This is a genomic window from Rhodococcus sp. FW305-130, from assembly GCF_058788335.1.
Genome location: NZ_JBYTAP010000007.1, coordinates 406178 through 424670 on the forward strand (window position 1 = coordinate 406178; position 18493 = coordinate 424670).

General features: G+C 63.2%; 17 protein-coding genes. 9 read left to right on the forward strand and 8 right to left on the reverse strand.

Annotated features, from left to right (window positions below; genetic code table 11):
• Positions 1 to 423 precede the first annotated feature (423 nt).
• The 4 genes from rplI to rpsF all read right to left on the reverse strand — a co-directional run bounded on the left by rplI (position 424) and on the right by rpsF (position 2056).
• Positions 424 to 879, reverse strand: a complete 456-nt coding sequence (rplI, locus tag AC3WQS_RS23295; RefSeq protein ID WP_007735531.1) for a 50S ribosomal protein L9 — start codon at positions 877 to 879, stop codon at positions 424 to 426.
• 18 nt (positions 880 to 897) lie between these two features.
• On the reverse strand, positions 898 to 1140 hold the full coding sequence (gene rpsR / locus AC3WQS_RS23300) for a 30S ribosomal protein S18 (RefSeq protein WP_003941245.1): 243 nt from the start codon (positions 1138 to 1140) through the stop codon (positions 898 to 900).
• Positions 1141 to 1179: 39 nt separating this feature from the next.
• Positions 1180 to 1704, reverse strand: coding sequence for a single-stranded DNA-binding protein (locus AC3WQS_RS23305; RefSeq protein WP_003941248.1), 525 nt, complete (start codon positions 1702 to 1704; stop codon positions 1180 to 1182).
• Between the two features lie 64 nt (positions 1705 to 1768).
• Complete coding sequence (gene rpsF, locus AC3WQS_RS23310) at positions 1769 to 2056, reverse strand: 30S ribosomal protein S6 (RefSeq protein ID WP_003941237.1); 288 nt, start codon at positions 2054 to 2056, stop codon at positions 1769 to 1771.
• Between the two features lie 210 nt (positions 2057 to 2266).
• On the opposite strand from rpsF, the gene AC3WQS_RS23315 reads away from it, so the two are divergent.
• Genes AC3WQS_RS23315 through AC3WQS_RS23325 form a run of 3 tightly spaced genes read left to right on the forward strand, consistent with a single transcriptional unit; the run spans position 2267 to position 5031 of the window.
• Positions 2267 to 3622, forward strand: a complete 1356-nt coding sequence (locus tag AC3WQS_RS23315; RefSeq protein WP_462376893.1) for a glycosyltransferase family 87 protein — start codon at positions 2267 to 2269, stop codon at positions 3620 to 3622.
• Complete coding sequence (locus tag AC3WQS_RS23320) at positions 3622 to 4206, forward strand: GNAT family N-acetyltransferase (protein WP_197942213.1); 585 nt, start codon at positions 3622 to 3624, stop codon at positions 4204 to 4206. Before AC3WQS_RS23315 ends, AC3WQS_RS23320 begins: the two co-directional genes overlap by 1 nt.
• A gap of 45 nt (positions 4207 to 4251) precedes the next feature.
• Entirely contained in the window at positions 4252 to 5031 is a 780-nt protein-coding gene (locus tag AC3WQS_RS23325; RefSeq protein ID WP_462376894.1) for a DUF4190 domain-containing protein, read from the forward strand.
• Between the two features lie 6 nt (positions 5032 to 5037).
• Here the strand turns inward: AC3WQS_RS23325 and AC3WQS_RS23330 are convergent, their stop codons facing one another.
• On the reverse strand, positions 5038 to 8880 hold the full coding sequence (locus tag AC3WQS_RS23330; RefSeq protein WP_492712524.1) for an nSTAND1 domain-containing NTPase: 3843 nt from the start codon (positions 8878 to 8880) through the stop codon (positions 5038 to 5040).
• Positions 8881 to 9067: 187 nt separating this feature from the next.
• On the opposite strand from AC3WQS_RS23330, the gene AC3WQS_RS23335 reads away from it, so the two are divergent.
• Positions 9068 to 9367: a helix-turn-helix transcriptional regulator gene (locus AC3WQS_RS23335; RefSeq protein ID WP_492712523.1), complete on the forward strand. Its 300-nt coding sequence runs from the start codon at positions 9068 to 9070 to the stop codon at positions 9365 to 9367.
• Between the two features lie 2 nt (positions 9368 to 9369).
• On the opposite strand, the gene AC3WQS_RS23340 is transcribed toward AC3WQS_RS23335, so the two are convergent.
• The 3 genes from AC3WQS_RS23340 to AC3WQS_RS23350 form a co-directional block, all read right to left on the reverse strand.
• Positions 9370 to 10947, reverse strand: coding sequence for a glycosyltransferase family 87 protein (locus tag AC3WQS_RS23340; RefSeq protein WP_205907120.1), 1578 nt, complete (start codon positions 10945 to 10947; stop codon positions 9370 to 9372).
• A 39-nt stretch (positions 10948 to 10986) separates the two neighbouring features.
• Positions 10987 to 13134, reverse strand: coding sequence for a transglycosylase domain-containing protein (locus tag AC3WQS_RS23345; RefSeq protein WP_019746057.1), 2148 nt, complete (start codon positions 13132 to 13134; stop codon positions 10987 to 10989).
• Between the two features lie 577 nt (positions 13135 to 13711).
• Complete coding sequence (locus AC3WQS_RS23350; RefSeq protein ID WP_042448217.1) at positions 13712 to 14131, reverse strand: DUF5318 family protein; 420 nt, start codon at positions 14129 to 14131, stop codon at positions 13712 to 13714.
• A 128-nt stretch (positions 14132 to 14259) separates the two neighbouring features.
• Between AC3WQS_RS23350 and AC3WQS_RS23355 the strand changes: the two genes are divergently transcribed.
• The 5 genes from AC3WQS_RS23355 to AC3WQS_RS23375 all read left to right on the forward strand — a co-directional run bounded on the left by AC3WQS_RS23355 (position 14260) and on the right by AC3WQS_RS23375 (position 18485).
• The gene (locus tag AC3WQS_RS23355; protein ID WP_053062083.1) at positions 14260 to 15099 is read left to right on the forward strand and encodes a DUF1707 SHOCT-like domain-containing protein; all 840 of its coding nucleotides are present in this window, start codon (positions 14260 to 14262) and stop codon (positions 15097 to 15099) included.
• Between the two features lie 9 nt (positions 15100 to 15108).
• Positions 15109 to 15930 (forward strand): DUF1707 SHOCT-like domain-containing protein, encoded by an 822-nt coding sequence (locus AC3WQS_RS23360; RefSeq protein ID WP_134999340.1) that lies wholly within the window; start codon positions 15109 to 15111, stop codon positions 15928 to 15930.
• Between the two features lie 8 nt (positions 15931 to 15938).
• Positions 15939 to 16709, forward strand: a complete 771-nt coding sequence (locus tag AC3WQS_RS23365) for a DUF1707 SHOCT-like domain-containing protein (protein WP_069145287.1) — start codon at positions 15939 to 15941, stop codon at positions 16707 to 16709.
• A 116-nt stretch (positions 16710 to 16825) separates the two neighbouring features.
• On the forward strand, positions 16826 to 17389 hold the full coding sequence (locus AC3WQS_RS23370) for a PadR family transcriptional regulator (protein ID WP_003946014.1): 564 nt from the start codon (positions 16826 to 16828) through the stop codon (positions 17387 to 17389).
• The gene (locus AC3WQS_RS23375) at positions 17382 to 18485 is read left to right on the forward strand and encodes an inositol-3-phosphate synthase (protein WP_003945979.1); all 1104 of its coding nucleotides are present in this window, start codon (positions 17382 to 17384) and stop codon (positions 18483 to 18485) included. The genes AC3WQS_RS23370 and AC3WQS_RS23375 overlap by 8 nt, the downstream gene beginning before the upstream one ends.
• The last annotated feature ends 8 nt before the right edge of the window (positions 18486 to 18493 follow it).

The window sequence follows — 18493 nt, forward strand, 5'->3', positions numbered from 1 at the left end:
CCTAGCCGCATTCGGCCGGGCTGTAGATAGACGCCGAGATGACGTTAGGGACTAGTAGGTCCGCATACAAACCGGACTGTGGATAAACCTGTGGATGCTTTGTGGAAACTCCCGCCCCACGGTGTGCACCGCCTGTGGAGCATTTGGGGACTACTTTGCCTAGCAACCACAAAAGACCAGGTAGATGGCTATCCACAATTTCACAGGCCTGTTGATGAAAATAGTTTTTCCACAGTCGGCGCGTCGGCGTGTCGGGCGTGTTGCCTCGCCCGATTCGTCACTGATCACCAAGTCGAACATCACAGTGTGAGAGTTATCCCCAGGTCCGATTCGGGACGCTGTCAGGCGGCACACCTCACCCCGAAACAAAACGTCGGGCCCCACACACCGAAGTGTGCGGGGCCCGACGAGACGAACAGTCGACTATGCGCCGACGACGTTCAGGTTGAACTTGGCAACCACATCGGGGTGCAGGTTCACGACCACGGCGTGCTTGCCCGTGTTCTTGATGTGAGCCTTCGGCAACACGATGGAGCGCTTGTCGACAACCGGTCCACCGGCAGCCTTGATCGCAGCAGCGACGTCAGCGACGGTAACCGAACCGAAGAGCTTGCCCGAGCCACCGGCGGTCTTGACCGTCAGCGTTACGGACTCGAGGCCCTCGATAGCTGCCTTGAGCTCCTTGGCGTGATCCAGGCCGCGCACAGCGCGCGCTTCCTGTGCACGACGGATGCCCTCGACCTGCTTCTCGGCGCCACGGGTGGCGACGATTGCCAGTCCGCGGGGGAGCAGGTAGTTACGGCCGTAGCCGTCCTTGACCTCCACGGTGTCGCCAGGCGCACCGAGGTTGTCCACGTCAGCGGTGAGGATGAGCTTCATGTTCTTTCCTCCCTTTCCTTAGCGAGCCACGGTGGCGTAAGGCAGCAGTGCTACCTCACGTGAGTTCTTGACGGCAATGGCAACGTCGCGCTGGTGCTGGACGCAATTGCCGGTGACACGGCGAGCACGGATCTTTCCGCGATCGCTGACGTACTTACGAAGCAACGTCGTGTCCTTGTAGTTGATCTGCGTGTTCTTCTCTTTGCAGAAGGTGCAGACCTTCTTCTTCATAACCTTGTCGCGCAAGGGCGGCTTCGGCATGTCTTTGCTCTTTTCTGGATGTTCCTGATCAGGTACGGATCAGAAGGGCGGTTCGTCGCTGCCCGCACCACCGAAGGAGCCCGAAGCCTGAGGCGCACTGCCCCAAGGATCGTCTCCACCCGAAGGTGCAGCGCTCGGACGTCCGCCACCCGATCCGCCGGAGGAACCGCCGAAGTTGCCGCCTCCACCGCCGCCACCACGGTTGGCCTTGTTGACCTTTGCCGTGGCGTACTTCAGTGAAGGACCGATTTCATCGACTTCGAGCTCGACGACAGTTCGCTTTTCGCCCTCGCGAGTTTCGTACGAACGCTGCTTGAGCCGGCCGCTCACGATTACTCGTGAACCACGGGTCAAGCTCTCCGCGACGTTCTCGGCTGCTTCGCGCCAGATGTTGCAACGCATGAACAGCGCATCGCCGTCTTTCCATTCATTGGAATTACGGTCGAAGGTGCGGGGCGTGGAAGCAACCGTGAAGTTTGCAACCGCGGCACCCGCCGGGGTGAAACGAAGTTCAGGATCAGCCGTCAGGTTTCCGATGACGGTGATGATGGTGTCGCCAGCCATGTGGTTCCTCCTGCATTGATGTAAGACCGTTGGGCGCGAGAGTAGAGCTCGCTACCGACAGTAATTACTTGTTGTGGCGCAGAACCTTCGTGCGCAGAACCGACTCGTTCAGACCGAGCTGACGATCGAGCTCAGCGACGGTGGCGGGAGTGGCGTTGATGTCGATCACCGCGTAGATACCTTCAGCATGCTTCAGGATCTCGTAGGCGAGACGACGCTTACCCCAGACATCGACCTTGTCGATCGTGCCGCCGTGCTGGCGCACAACATTGAGGAACGTATCCAGTGAAGGAGCGACAGTGCGCTCGTCCAGGCTGGGGTCAAGGATGACCATCAATTCGTAATGACGCATAAGACCTCATCACCTCCTGTGGACTAAGTGAAAACGGCCACGGACTATCCGTGGCAGGAGGGTCGTTGCGTCAGCAACCCTCGTAGGTTACACGAGGGGCCTTGACCAGGGAAATCGTCCCGGCCCTCCAGGAAGACCACCAGATCGATGCGCGACGCGTGGCGCAGACGCATCACCCCGCGAGCCACTGCGCCCCCTAGGGTGAGAATCATGCGAACAGACCGCAAGACCCCGGCGTCGATCCTGGCGTTGGTCGTCGGATTGTGCGGGCTGACGATGGCGCTGGGCTATTTCAACAAGGCCAGATGCGGCGGTGCACCGTTCGCGCCCGACGGCCGAAGCCTGAACTTCGACGTCAACAAGAACATCGACGTCTGCTACTCCGATATCCAGTTGCTCTGGCTCGGACGAGGAATCGATCAACATCTGTTCCCCTTTGTCACCGGAGGGATAACGCCCGAAGGATTCCTGACCGGCGGAACTGTCGAATACCCGGTGCTCAGCGGAATTCTGATGTGGCTGGGCGGTATCGGCTCACACACCGACACCGATTTCCTTCTGCACTCGGCACTGATCCTGGCTCCTTTCGGACTGCTCACGGCGTGGATGCTCGGCAAGATGAGCGGCGCGTACGCGCTCGTGTGGTCGGCGACTCCGCCCCTGGTTCTGTACGCATTCCACAACTGGGAGCTCCCGGTGGTGGCCACCAGCGTCGGCGCGATCTTCCTGATGACGTTCGAGCGGATTCCACTGCGAACTCGCGCGGTTCTGGCGGCCGTCATCCTGGCGATCGGTTTCTGTTTGAAGCTGTACCCGGGAATGTTCGTGCTGCCGCTCATGGCCTACGTGCTCCTACGCGGCACCGAAGGCAAGCGCTACGACGTTCGTGGGGCGCTGATGACGGCGGGCGCGGCGATCGTCACCGTCGTCCTCGTCAACCTGCCGTTCGCCCTCATCTCGTACGAAGGCTGGCGCGCGTCGTTCAGCTTCCAGGAGAAGCGAAGCGCCGACATCACCACCAACTCGGTGTGGTTCTGGGGTTTGCGCCCGTTCTACGGTTTCGGAGTTCGCGAACTCAACGCCGACTACGACGCACTGGTGAGCATCCTGTCTCCGGTCATGATCCTGGTCTCGTTCGCGCTCGCGATGTATCTGGGTTGGCGCCGCTACGTCCGTGACGGCTACTTTCCGTGGATTGCAGTCAGCGCCGCGATGTTGTGCGGATTCGTGTTGCTGCACAAGGTCAATTCACCGCAGTACACACTGTGGATCCTGCCGTTCCTCGTACTGTTCAAGATCCGGTGGTTCTGGATCGTCGCCTATCTGATCGCCGACGCTGCGTTGGGTATCGGCATCTTCCGGTACTTCTACCAACTGGACATGAATCTCGATCCGAGCAAGTACGAAGCCGTCGTCCAAGCGAGTGTGTGGGGCCACGTCATCCTGCTCGCCGTGTTCTTCGTCCTGTTCCTGCGAGTCCCGTTGCGGTATCCGCTGGCCGGTGGGACCGATCAGATTGCGAACTCCGACAACAACCTTCCGACTCACTCACGGGAGCACGCCTGATGACTGCATCATGGTTCGAATCACCGACGCTGACCGGTGATCGTGTCCGACTCGAGCCCCTGGGCGTCGCGCACACCGACGCTCTGCTCGCTGCTGCCGACGACGCGGCGATCTTTCGTTGGACCGCATCGCCCATCACCGATCGGGAACAGGCACGGAAGTACATCGCTGCAGCAACCGACGACCCGAATCGGATCGCCTTCGCGCAAGTGAACATCGCCACGAACGCCGTGGTCGGCACTACGTCCATGTACCAGATCGACCCGGTAAACCGCAGTCTTGCAATCGGATACACGTGGTTGTCGCGATCGGTTCAGGGAACCGGGATCAATCCCGAATCGAAGCTGCTCCTGCTTCGTCACGCCTTCGACCAGCTCGAGGCCGTGCGCGTCGAGTGGCACACGGACGAGTTCAACGAACAGTCCAGGGCAGCGATCGCAAAGCTCGGCGCTCAGTTCGAGGGCCTGCTGCGCAAGCACCGGCGCCGCGCCGATGGCAGTTGGCGTACAACAGCGCTGTTCGCGATGACCGACGACGACTGGCCGACCATCGCACCTCAGCTCGAGACACGTACCCGAAACTAGCCATCACCTGCACTCTTCGACGAAGTCCATGCCAAGATTCACCTCATGAGCGATCAGGGTGGGTACGGGTACCAGGGCAATCAGAATTGGCAACCGTCTCCGTACGGGCAGCCCGATCCGTACGGCAGGCGGCCGACCAACACACTCGCGGTGCTCGCCCTCGTCTTCGCGTTCCTCATCGCGCCGTTGGGGATCGTCTTCGGGCACATCGCTCGCGGCCAGATCAAACGGACCGGCGAGGAAGGCGACGGACTCGCCCTTGCCGGACTGATCATCGGCTACATCTTCACCGCACTCGGCATCCTGGCCGTGATCGTGTGGATCGCATTCTTCGGCCTGCTTGCCGCCGCTTTCGGCAACGCCGCCGATGAAGCGAGTTCGCGGAGTTTCACCTACACGACGCCGTACTCGTACTCCACGACCACGACTCGGGCACCGAGTGCACCCACCACAGCGCCGAGAACGACGACACCACCACGCGTCACAACCTCGATCGGTCCGGCGCCGACCGTCTCTGGCACCGACCGTCAGGGTTTCATCTCCGGCGGCCCCAGTTGCAACTCCACCAATCCTGCCGTCGCCATCGCCGTCACGACCGGATCACGAATCGTCATCTGCGAAACGGGAGTCGGCCGCTACTACTACAAGGGTCAACGGCTGAGCGACGGCGCCACCATCGAACTCGACGATCCGACGCCCACTGGCAACGGATTCACCGTCACCAACAAGGACGTGACGTACAAGCTCACCTCCGCCGGACTGGTGATCACCGGCAGCGGAGGCGAGCTGGGTCGGGAAGCGGCGCTCGAGTTCTGGATGAACTGACCCACGTCAGCCGGCGCACGGATCCTGATAGGGAACACCGGGCAGGTACCGCTCCCATTCGGCTTCCGTGATGGGAGATCCTGCGGTGCGGCACAATCGATCAACGACGCTGTCGGGGTCGATTCCCCACAAGCGAACGGTCTTGTCCGACCCGCTGCCCGCGATCATGTCACTCGCGCCGGCGAACTGAGCGTCGTTGACGCGACCCGGGTAGGCGGACAGCGTCGCAAATCGTGTTGACCGCGAGGGAGTCTCGATATCCCAGAGCCAGACGGTTCCGTCACCGACACCGGCAGCGAGCCGATCACCGGCGCGGTTGAACGAGATCGAATAGATTGCGCCCTCGGGGCCGAGAAGACGAGCGAGCTCCTCGGGTGCCGACGGTGTGCGTACGTCCCACACGGCGACCCTGTGATCCGCACTTCCAGCGGCCAACAACGTCCCGTCGGCGCTGAAAGACACTGCTAGTGCGTAACTTTCGAATCCACCCACCGTCGCCGCCACCCGGGGCGACGCTGCGTTCGACACGTCCCACAGATCCACCTCGTTCTTGGCGTTCGCGATCGCCAGGATGTCGGCGCCCGGTTGAAATGCCATCATCTGCGGGTAGGAGCCGACATCGGTCGACGACAGCAGCTTCGGTTCCGATGGATCGGAAACGTCGACCAACGCAATGCTGTTGTCGTCCTGCGAGGACACCGCCAGCAGATCTCCGGCGGGATTCAACGCGACGACCGCCACGATGCCCTTCACGTACACCGCGGGTTCGCTGTAGATCCGTGGCGACGCCGGATCACTCAGGTCCCAAAGATAGGCACCGCCGCCGCCGGTGCCGCTCACAGCCAGGTTCCCGTCTGCCGACACCGCCGATGCACCGCTGAAAGAGTCGGCCCCTTGCGGTTTCAACTCCGGCATCACCGCGGGGCGATCGAGATCCTCGGTGTTCCACGCCAACATCGCGCCACCCCTGGCACCGACGCCGGCCACCAGACGCGAGCCGTCCGCGGCAAAGGGACTGGTGAAGATCGTGTCCCGAGCTCCCGCCCAGACCGGACCCGGTAGAGCCCACACGCGAGTCACACCGTTGAGTCCTCCGGTGACCAGGTTGCGGCCGTCGTCGCTGTAGTCGACGGTGGTCACCGCCCCACTGTCCGGAAGTGTTTCGATCAACGCCCCGGTTCGTGGGTCCCACACGCGCACGGAGTTGTCGGAACTTCCTGCGGCAAGACGTGTTCCGTCTTTGCCGTAGTTGAGTTCGTTGACGTAGCTGGAAAATCCCGTCAGTGCTGGCAGGGGAGTGGGGCGCGCCGGATCGCTCATGTCCCACCGAACCACCTCCCTGCCAGTGGTTCCCGCCGCAAGCTCGCGTCCGTCCGGGCTGAAGGCGACGCCGAGGTAATGGACGGTGGTGCCGTTCGGCTCGGTCGCGAAGATCGGCGCCGATTCCTCACCCCACTTTGCGACGTCCCACACACGAAGTGTCGATTGACGCCCGCCCGCCACGAGGAAACGTCCGTCAGGACTGAACGTCGCGGTGACGATGCCGTCAGCTGGGTGCGGAAGAGCAGGCAAAGCAACGGCATTCGCGGAAACGTCGATGTTCCATCGCAGGACGTCGGGCGTCGAGGTACCGGCGACCAGCTTGGTTCCGTCTGGACTGAACTCCATGTCCTGCACTACGCGTTCACCGTCGACGGGAAGTGTTCCACGGACCGGATTCTCGGGATCCGCCACGTCCCACAGCGCAGCGCCGCCGGCGCCACCGGTCGCAAGCAGCCGTCCGTCCGGGCTGTAGGCGACGGCAAAGAGGGCCGTGCCCTCCGAGACTCCGAGGAACTCCGCCTGCGGAACAGCTGAGGCCACACCGTCCACCATCGGATAAAGTCTGACCTTCCCATCCGAACCACCCACCGCCACAACAGTTCCGGCTGGGTTTATCCGGGCCTTCATCGCGCCGGGCGGTCCGATGATGCGAGTAGCCGAATGAACGCCCGACGCATCCAGCAACGCCGAGCGGGCTTCGGTTGTTTCGTTGACCGCAAATGCCGCCAGAGCAAGCTGCGACGCCAGCGACGGATCCCGCTCGCGCATCCTGACCGACTCGGTGGCCACCTGACGCGACATCGCCTCGTCTCGCGCGGTATCTGCTTGGACACGTTGACGGTTCGCTCCGATACCGGCGACGGTCGCAACCACCGCCAACACCAGAGCGATCACCGACGCAGCTGCCAACGCAGTCACGAGCCGTCGCAGAACGCGTGTACGTCGGCGATCGGCAAATTCCTGCTGATCACGATGCTCGATGCTCGCAGCGAGGTACTCCCGCTCGGTGGCGTTGAGGTCGGCGGCGCGGGTCCGACTCGGTTCCAGTGGGAGACCGAGTTCACCCGAGTTCAGCCATTCTTCCGTCAGGTGAAGACGTGCGGGTCCGAGCAGCGCACCGGGGTCGCGTCCACTGTCTTCCCACACCTGCGCCGCGTACGTGAACCGGCGATGCACCGCCAGGCCGGCGCGGTCCGAGTCGATCCAATCGCGAAGCCGACTCCACGCTGACAGTAAGACCTCGTGCGAAACCTCGACCGTCTCTTCGTCGACGGTGAGAAGGCGACGTAAGGCGAACCGGTCGATGACGGTGTTCACGTCGTCGACGTCGTCACCGAGGAAGAGTTCGGTGCGCGGTGCACGCCGACGCGTCTGCGTCACTTCGTCGACGTTGACCAATCGGAGGAAGATCCTGCGCGCCAACTGCTGCTGCCGCTCTGTGAGCTCGCCGTACACTTCCTCCGCGCTTTGCTGGACGGCTCCGGCAATCCCGTCGGTGGCGTAGTAATCCGAGACGGTCAGAGTTTTACGCGTCGACCGTTGCCAGGTCCCCAACAGTGCGTGTGACAGCAAGGGCAAAGCTCCGGGGTCGCTCGCCGTACGCGAGCCGCGTGGTGTCAGCTCGGAGACCAGAACCTGAACCAATTCGCTCTGCACGGTCATCCCGGCCTTGACCGCAGGCTCGACGATCACCTCGCGCAATTGTTCGTCGGTCAGTGGCCCGACCACCATCGGCGAATCGTCGAGCAGCGACACCAAAAGCGGTTCCTCCGCCGCGAGACCGTAGAAGTCGGCGCGCATTCCGATGACGGCGATGGTGTTCTCACCGAGTTCCGCGAGAGTCCGCAGTATTTCCTCGCGCCGATCACCGTCGCACTGCGTCCACAGTTCCTCGAACTGGTCGAGGATCAAGACGGTTGGTTCGTCGGAAATCGACGACGGAATTCCTCCCGTACCCGGCTGCAGGATTTCCACCCGCCAGCCGTCGAACCGTGAATCGCCCTCGGCAACCTTGGGGGCGAGTCCGGCCCGCAGCAACGACGACTTACCCGATCCGGAAGCACCGATCACCATGAACTGACTGCGGCCGACACCTCGTATCGCCGACGCCACCCGTTCGGCCAAGTTGGCAGTGAGTTCGTCTCGACCGAAGAACCACTCGGCGTCCTCTTGTCGGAAAGATTCGAGACCTCGGTACGGAACGGTGGCGTCGCCGCGTCGTCTGGCCGTCAACTGCCTCACTCGTTGCACCGCACCGATCCAGCGCTGCCGCTCATCCTCGGAGTCGACGCCGCACGCCTCGAGGAGCGCAAAAAACATCGGGGTACTCGCCGGCGTCGGCAGGTGTTGGCCGGCAAACCATCCGCTGACGGTTCCGTGCAAACCACCCGAACGCTCGACCGCTTCGCGAACCGTCAGTCCGGCTGCCTTCCGCAACGCCGTGAGCGCCTCAGCAAACTGTCCACGCGACTCGATCTGGCCCGGAACGACCTGATTGTGCCTACCGGCTTCCGCCTTCGAGTTCATAGCGACGCACTCTATCGGAGCAGGTAGGGGATTTGTCCGTTGTATGGACTCTGTATCGAGAGAGTTGCGCCCGTTCCACTGAGTCGCCTCGATCGAAATACTCGTTCTCAGTCGCGCCCCATCTCAGCAGCCCTTCTGCAAATACGGCAGTCGACGCCCATTCCCTCCGTCGAAAGGCGCTACTCGCATGTCTTCAATCGGCATTTCTCCGAAGATCGAGGCAAACGTGTCCCGAGTCGGCAACCCCAAGCACGGCAAGCACCAGCCGAAGCTGAGCGTCCGCGAGATCGAAGTACTTCTCGCCTGGCTTCGTTCGGATTCCAAGTCCGAGGTCGCCGAGACACTCGGCCTACGCGTCTGCACCGTCAACACACACATCACTCGGGTACGCACGAAGTACAGCGACGTCGGGCGGCCGGCTCCCACGAAGGCAGCGTTGTTCGCCCGCGCGGTCCAGGACGGGTACACCACCCTCGACGAGTGGTGACCTCAGACCGCGACGGTTTCCGGTTCCTTCGCTTTGGACGGCTTCAACCAACCGGGTAGCCAGGCAGGTTGTTTGTCCGGAGCCTGATCGAGAACACCGCCCGCCGGATCGTCGATGAACCCGTACCGCACGAGATCCTCCGACGGCCGGTAGATCTGCCGGAGCACCAGCGCGCACAGAACGAGTACCGCGATGTCGCGAATCACGACGGTGCCGGTGAACCACTGCTCGGGCAGCCCCTTGTTGGACACCCCGAGGTAATACATCATTCGAGGAACCCAGACCAGGGCGTCGATGGTCATCCACGCGAGCAGAAGTCTGCGGTGAGGCAAGGCCAACACGGCCAGCGGCACCAGCCACAACGAATACTGCGGGCTCCACACCTTGTTGGTGATCAGGAAGCCGGCCACCAACAGGAAGCACAACTGCGCAACTCGCGGACGACGCTGCGCCGTCAGGGCGACGTATCCGACACCGATGCAGACGGCCACGAACAAAAGCAGAGAGACGGCGTTGAGATTCGACGGTGACTCACCCTGGGCGAGAGGACCGTCGAGGCCCTTCCACGACGTGAACGACGCGATCACGTTGTAGAGGGAATCGGGATCGGCCCCGCGCTCGGAGTTGAGCCGGAAGAACTCGTACCAACCATGCGGGTACAGCGCGGCGATGGGCAGGTTCACCGCAAGCCATGCCGCGACGGCGCTGAGTGCGGTCACCAGCCAGTCCCTCGTCTTGCCCGCGCGCAGACACAGGACAAAAAGCGGTCCGAGTAGGAGCAGCGGGTAGAGCTTCGCGGCGCCGCCCAGGCCGAGCAGGATTCCCGCGAGCACGGGCCGCTTGCGTGCCCACGCCAACAATCCACCGGCCGCGAACGCCGTCGCCAGAGGATCGAAGTTCGTGAACACGTGCACGATCACCAACGGGGAACACGCGATGAGCGCACCGTCCCACACTCGTCGTCCGGCCAGCAGGGTGCTCGCCCACACGGTGACCAGCCACGCCAACGCCAATCCGAACGCCACGACGTTGAAATAGAGCGCCACCTGAATCGCGCCCGGCAGCCAGGTGATCGAATCCCACGCCTTCGCGACTTTCATTGCGCCGTACTGATAGAGCCCCGAGATGACCGGATACTCCATGTACCGCATCTGGATCGAACCGTCGCCGCGTACTTCTTCCCACGACGTCTTGTACGGGAATGCTCCCTGATCGAGGCGTTCGGCCCCGTACAGCGGAACGGTGTCGGAGTAACACATGGCCACGTACTGACGGCTGCCACTCCAGTCGAGGCCGACCTGCCCGCTCTCGCCGACCGGCGCCTGCTGAATACAGCCGGCCTTCGCGAACCAGCCGAAAGCCAAGAACACCACGGCGAGCAGAAGGATCACTCGCATCGGTGTGAAGAAGCGAGTGCGTCCGATCAGTGCGTGACGACCTACCGGACCGCCGACGGTTCCCGACAGCGCAGACACCATCGCGTCGTTGCGACTGGGAACGTCCCGCCAATCCGCCGAACGAAGATCTTCGGCCAGCGGAGCTGGGGAGGTCGGTTCGGCATCATCAGCATTCGCGGCCACTCCGCGAGGTTACCGTCTTTCGAACCGACCACCCTCCAACTACTGGCCGGGGCTCACACCTGCCGGTTCTTCCTCGGTGGTCTCGCCTGCCCCTGGTACCTGCGGCGTGGTTGTCGTCGGCCGGGAGATGCCCGGAATCGGGATGGTGATGCCTGGCAGAACCTCGACCTGCGTCGTCGTCACCACGGGCGGCGGAGTGGTTTCCGTCGTCGTCGGTGCGGTGGTCGGCGGCGCCGACGTCTTGGGCGGTGCAGGTGCCGTGTACTCCGGAACACCACCGGCTTGGCCGTTGATCTTGCCCGGCGTCGGGAACTTCTCGTTGTCGGTGCCGTCGAGGGCGCCGTCCATCGTGTCCTTCCAGATGTCCGAAGGCAGACCCGAGCCGTAGATCATCGCGCCGCCCGAGTTGGTGATCGCTTCACCGTCGGGAGTTCCGACCCAGACCGCGGTCGAGAGTGACGGCGTGTAGCCGACCATCCATGCGTCCTTGTTGGCTCCGGTGTCACCGAGCTGCGCGGTACCTGTCTTCGACGCCGACAGACGTCCGCCGGCCAGGTTGTGACCGCGCGAGTACGCCGCGATCGGCTGCATCGCAGCCGTCACGTTGTCCGCCACGGCAGCGTCGATGCGGTCCTCACCGGCGGGTGCGCCGCGGTCCAGCAGCACGGTGCCGTCGGCGGCAACGACCTTCTGGACGAAGTGTGGTGCGTGATACGTGCCGGATGCGGCGAGCGTCGCGTACGACGACGCCATGTCGAGCACGCGGGCCTGGTACTGGCCGAGCACGATGCCGTTGTTGGGACCGGAACCGTCAGCCTCGGTGAGCGACGGGCCGACGCCCGGGATGTCCTTCGGGATGCCTGCTTGGTGTGCGATGTCCGCGATTGCCTGCGGGCCGTTGCCGTCGAGGCTGAGCATCTGGCGGTAGAAGCTGGTGTTCAGCGAACGCTTGAGCGCCTCTGCGATGGTGCAGGTGCCGCAGCTTTCACCTTCGACGTTGCCGATGGAGATGCCGTTGACGGTCAGCGGCGAGCTGTCGTACATCTGCGAGAGCGGGATTCCCTGATCCAGGGCGGCTGCGAGACCGAACACCTTGAACGAGGAACCGGTCTGAAGTCCGGCATTCGCGAAGTCGTATCCCGCGCCGTCCTCACCGCCGTAGTACGCCTTGACGGCTCCGGTCTTCGGGTCGACCGATACAACGGCGGTGCGCAGGTTCTCCGGCTCACCCTCCATGTTGGAACGGGCTGCCTCGACCGCTGCGGCCTGAGCCTGCGGGTCGATGGTCGTGGTGATCTGCAAGCCCTCGGTGTTGAGCAACTGCTCGCTGATTCCGGCGTCGCCGATCTCCTTGAGCACCTGACGCTTGATCAGGCCCTCGGGTCCGGTCGAGCCTTGGCTGCTGTTGTCGACCTGGGCGAGCGGGATGTAGGCGGGGTACTGCATCGGCGTGCGCGCGGCCTGATCCAGCGTGCCGGCGGACACCATGCCGTCGAGCACGTAATCCCAACGGGACTTCGCGCCGGTCGGGTTGGTCTCGGGATCGAGGAGCGACGGAAGCTGAATCGACGATGCCAGGACGGCGCCTTCTTCGATGGTCAGCTGGTCGACGGGCTTGCCGAAGTAAGCCTTGGATGCTGCGCCGATGCCGTATGCGCCGCGACCGAAGTAAATGGTGTTCAGATACGCGGCGAGGATGTCGTCCTTGGACCACTCGTTGGCCATCTTCGAGGAGATGACGAGCTCTTTCATCTTTCGCGTCAGCGAACGCTCCGAGCCGACGAGCGCCTTCTTCACGTACTGCTGCGTGATGGTCGAGCCACCACCGGCACTGTCGCGACCGAGGACGTTGTCTCGGGCTGCGCGTGCGAAACCGGAGATCGAGAAGCCCGGGTTCGAGTAGAAATCGCGGTCCTCTGCGGCCAGAACGGCGTTCCGAACGTGAAGCGGTACCTGATCGAGCGAAACCTCGACGCGGTTGCCGTCCGGCGGGACGACGGTACTGATCACCGTGGTGCCGTCGGCGGCGAAGACCGTCGCCACCTGATTGGTCTTGAGGTCACCTGGCTTGGGGACGTCCTGCACGATGTACGCCGCCATGAAGGCAAGGACGGGCAGAACAAGACCGAGCGCCACCAAGACGTAGGCCGAGCGGCGAACTGTGCGCCACTTGGACTTCTTCTTCACGGTGCTCTTTCTTCCCTTCGGGGGTTGTCCGTCGTTGCCACCGCCACCGGAGCCACCTGTCGGCGGCTTCGTCGGCGGAGGTCCGACCGGCGGGCGGGTGCCCGCGTTGGTACGGGTGGTCGCTGCTGCTGCCGCGACGCGCTGGGTCGGTTCGTTTGCCTGAGCGCCTGCGGCGCGATCTCGAGGCGACGGGCCGGCAGGTCGGCCTTGCGGCGGACGACCCTGAGGAGGGGGACCGGCGGGGCGGCCCTGAGGAGGCGGGCCCGAAGGTCGACCCTGAGGCGGACGACCCTGAGGCGGGGGTCCCATCGGACGGCCTTGCTGCGGACGACCCTGAGGGGGCGGACCCATCGGAGGGCGTCCCTGCGGAGGTGAACCCTGCGGTGGTGGACCCATCGGACGTCCCTGCGGCGGACGACCCTGAGGAGGTCCGGCGGGACGGTTGGGACCGACGGGACGGCCACCCGGGTTGTTGCCTCCCGGGTTGTTGTTGCTGGGGGAACTCACGAATCAAATCTCCAGTGGTCACGGACCGATCACGTGCAGACTTCGATCGGGCCCTTCTTCGGGTGTGGCGTTACTCGCTGGCGGTGCGCCGGCTTGGTGGGCGTGCTCGCCGCGGTCGCGGCGGCGCAGGTACTGCGCCGAGCACATAGGACTGCACCAAGTGGTTCCAACTGCAGGTACGGCACACCTCTACAACGTGCACCGTGAACTCCTCTGCTGTTTCCGCAAGCCGAGCGAGCTCGTCCGAGGTTCGGGCCGATCCCGAAACCTGACCGAGCTTGTCGCCGAACACCCAGGACACGAGCGTCAACTGTTCCTTGCGGCAAATGGGGCAGACGACGTCGCTGCCCCGGCCGTGGAACTTCGCGGCTCTGAGTAGGTACGGATCGGCGTCACACACTTGCTTGACGTCGGTCCTACCCGCAGACACTTCGGCCAGCACAGACCGACGCGCGAGCGCGTAGTCCACAACTTGCCGCTGTATCCGCACCTGACCAGCGTACGTGCGTCCGTGCCGCCACGGACGGTTCGGGAGGGTCACGATGAACACATTTTGCGGTCCGGACGCATGGCGACCAGCCATTACGATCACTTCCTGTGAAGTCTTCCCGTTCCCCGATGACGCGTGCTCGTGATCTTGATCGCGTCGAAACGTGCAATGTGTTGGACGCCGCGTACGCCGAAGGGCAGTTGAGCGCGGAGGACTACTTCGAACGGACCGAAAAGGCGAGGTCCGCGAAAACCCTGCTCGAGCTCGCGCGCCTGGTCAACGATCTGCAGGTGCCGAAGATCGATACCACAACGGCGCCTCGGACGTCGGTGACGCGCAAGGCCGTGTACATCGGTGGCGCTGCTCTGATCGTCGTCGGCGCGGTCGCCGCGGTGGCCTGGAGTCGCTCACCATTGACGCCTTCGGAAGACATCACCGCCAGTTATGCCAGCACTACTTCCCTCGCGCCACCGTTGCCGACCACCACCCTGGTGCCGGAGCCGACCGTCGAACCGATCCTGATCGCACACATCGACACATTGACTCCCGAGGGTATCGGCGCATTTATCGAGAAGTATCGCGACGAGTTCGGCGACATGTTCATCGATGACGCCAGCTTCCACGGCGACTTCTCCCTGGTGAGCCGGGCGGTACCCGACGCTCCAGCCCTCACCGAGTCCATCAGTTTTCGCGACGGCTTCGAGCGGGAAGTGACATCCATTCCGCGGCGAACGGGCCAGCCGACCTTCGATCTCGGTTCCATCCAGATCGACAAGCTCGCGCCGTACATGGTTAACATCGGCGCCTACGTCAATGTTTCGGACGCCACGATCACGCACTTGATCGTGGACGCGAACTACGGCCTCCCGGAGATCGCGATCTATGCGGAGAACGGACTCGGCCACCAAGGACGAATCGAGGTCACGCCGTGGGGCGAGATCTCTCGTTCCTACCCGTACGGGAGCTAGGGTGAGCCGGTGAGTGGGTCCCCGACTACTACCTCTACGCGCACCCGTGCGCGCGACGTCGACCGTTCCGATACCTGCGCCGTTCTCGATACGGCTCTGTCCGACGGCCAGATCACGGTCGACGAGCACGCGAACCGGACGGCTGCGGCCATGACCGCGACCACCCTCGGCCAGCTCGATCTACTGGTCCGCGATCTGCAGAAAGCAACGCTGCGCAACGCAGTTGCCAAAGTTCGTCGTATCGACAAGATCTGGTACCTCGCGGCCGCATCGGTTGTCTTCGCGGGCCTGATCGGGTTCCTCACCTTGTCCGCCGACGATTCACCCCCACCGCCTCCACCGGCGGCAGACGAAAACGTCGAACCGCTTGCCCCCATTGTGAGTTCGACACTGAACACCGTCACCGCAAGCGGGATCGGGGAATTTATCACAAAATACAGCACCAAGTACGGCACGACGATAATCGATTCCGTCAACTTCTACGACGGCTATGCAAGCGTTACTCGCGCCGCCGCTATCTCGCCGAATCTGGAGGAGGACATCGACTTTCGAGGCGGTTTCACACCACGTGACAGCACGTCGACTCGAGCGGCCAGCACTGCCACCTTCGACCTCGCTGCCGTCGACATCGACAAACTCGCCGGATATCTGGCAGGAGTGTCCGCAAATCTCAACGTCCCCGACGCCGAGATCACACACATCAGCATGAGTTCGTCGAGCGATGATCCACGCGTCTCCATCTACGTGAGCAACAACCTCGGCGCGAGCGGGTGGATGGACCTGACGCCTGACGGACGCCCGATCCGCTTGTCTCCCTTCACTCCTCGATAGGCCCGGACATGCCGAACGATCTGACCAGGACCACCCGCGCTCGCAATGCCGATCGCGAGGCTACCTGCGCGGTGCTGGACTCCGCCTTCGCCGACGGGCAACTCACGGCGACCGAGCACGACGAATTGACCGAACTCGCCGCGGTGGCTGTCACTCTCGGCGATCTCGAAGATTTGACGTCCGATCTGCAGACCGAAGCGTCTCTGCCTGTTCTCCGGAAAGAACCTTCGCTCGACACGCGTTTGATCGCCCTTGCGATCATCGCTCTGTCACTGGTGTCGGCAATCGGCTTCGGAATCAAATATGTGGCGTCGGACGTCACGATCTTCTCCAGCCCCGAGCCACAGTTGCACACCGTCGACGGCCTGGGGGCGATGTTCCGTGCCATCGAAACGGAGTACGGCAGCGGACTGGTCGACGAGATGACCATCTATCCCACTTATGCACGCGTAACGCGCGCCGATCCTGCTGCGCAGCGCAAGAGCCTCGACAGTTACTACCGAGGCGACCTCGAGGACACGACTTCGGGAGGATCGCGCGAACCCGGCGTGACACAGATCGACGTCACACAGCTCGATCCTCGCATCGTGATCGCCCTGCTCGACGGCGCCGGAACCACAACGTCGGTGCAAAATCCGACCACTCGGTACGTCTCTGTCGGAAGCACCGAAACCGTGCCGACCATCGAGATCCACGTCGGCAACGACCTCGACGAAAGCGGGTACCTGACCGCTGGCCTCGACGGGGAAATCATGTCGATCTACCCGTTCACCCCCTGATCTAGCCGTGACACCTTGGTACACGTATCGGGCCGCAGTGTGGTTTTATATATCGGCGCGATATAGTTGGTTATCGCATCAAGCGGTTAGGTTCAACGACTCGGGAGGTTTGTCAGTTGCTCGAACTCGCAATCCTCGGGCTGCTCCTCGAGTCACCGATGCACGGATACGAGCTGCGTAAGCGGCTCACTGGTCTGCTCGGCGCATTCCGCGCGTTCTCGTACGGATCGCTGTACCCGGCACTGCGGCGCATGCAAGCCGACGGATTGATCTCGGAAGACGTCGACACTGCCACCGGCACGCTCAAGCGTCGGGCGCGTCGCGTCTACCAGCTCACTCCGGAAGGTCGGCAACGGTTCACCGAACTGGTCGCCGACACCGGGCCGCAGAACTACACCGACGACGGTTTCGGCGTTCACCTCGCCTTCTTCAGCCGCACCCCCGCAGAAGCGCGGATGCGGATCCTCGAAGGCAGGCGACGCCAGGTCGAGGAGCGCCGTGAGGGGCTCCGCGAGGCCGTCGGTCGGGCCAGCGGATCGCTGGACCGCTATACCCGTCAGCTCCATCAGCTCGGACTCGAATCGAGTGAACGCGAAGTGCGTTGGCTCAACGAATTGATCGCAGCCGAGCAATCGACAACAGGAACATCCCGGAAAGAAGGAGAACCCGACCATGGGTGAGAACAGCACCGCGGTGCGCGTAGCCATTGTGGGCGTGGGTAACTGCGCCTCGTCCCTGGTTCAGGGCGTCCACTACTACAAGGATGCCGACGAGACCCAGACGGTCCCCGGCCTCATGCACGTCAAGTTCGGTAAGTACCACGTCCGCGACGTGCAGTTCGTCGCTGCGTTCGACGTCGACGCCAAGAAGGTCGGCTTCGACCTCTCCGAGGCGATCCTCGCGAGCGAGAACAACACCATCAAGATCGCCGACGTCCCGCCCCTGGACGTTCCCGTTCAGCGTGGCCCGACCCTCGACGGCATCGGCAAGTACTACGCCGAGACCATCGAGCTGTCCGACGCCGAGCCCGTCGACGTCGTCAAGGCACTCAAGGACGCTCAGGTCGACGTCCTCGTCTCCTACCTGCCCGTCGGTTCCGATGACGCTGACAAATTCTACGCACAGTGCGCGATCGACGCAGGCGTTGCATTCGTCAACGCCCTGCCCGTCTTCATCGCTTCCGACCCGGAGTGGGCTGCCAAGTTCAAGGACGCCGGCGTCCCGATCGTCGGCGACGACATCAAGAGCCAGGTCGGCGCCACCATCACCCACCGCGTGATGGCGAAGCTGTTCGAAGACCGCGGCGTCGTGCTGGACCGCACCTACCAGCTCAACGTCGGTGGAAACATGGACTTCAAGAACATGCTCGAGCGTGATCGCCTGGAGTCCAAGAAGGTTTCCAAGACCCAGGCCGTGACGTCCAACCTGACCGGCGCACTTGCCGGCAAGGTTCACGACCGCAACGTCCACATCGGTCCCTCGGACTACGTGGAGTGGCTCGACGACCGCAAGTGGGCATACGTCCGCCTCGAAGGCCGCGCCTTCGGTGACGCTCCCCTGAACCTGGAGTACAAGCTCGAGGTCTGGGATTCGCCCAACTCTGCCGGCATCATCATCGACGCCGTCCGCGCAGCCAAGATCGCCAAGGACCGCGGCATCGGTGGACCGGTTTACCCGGCTTCCGCTTACCTGATGAAGTCCCCGCCGGTCCAGATGGCCGACGACAAGGCTCGCATCGAGCTCGAAGCGTTCATCATCGGAGCCGATGAGGCGTAGCTAGACGC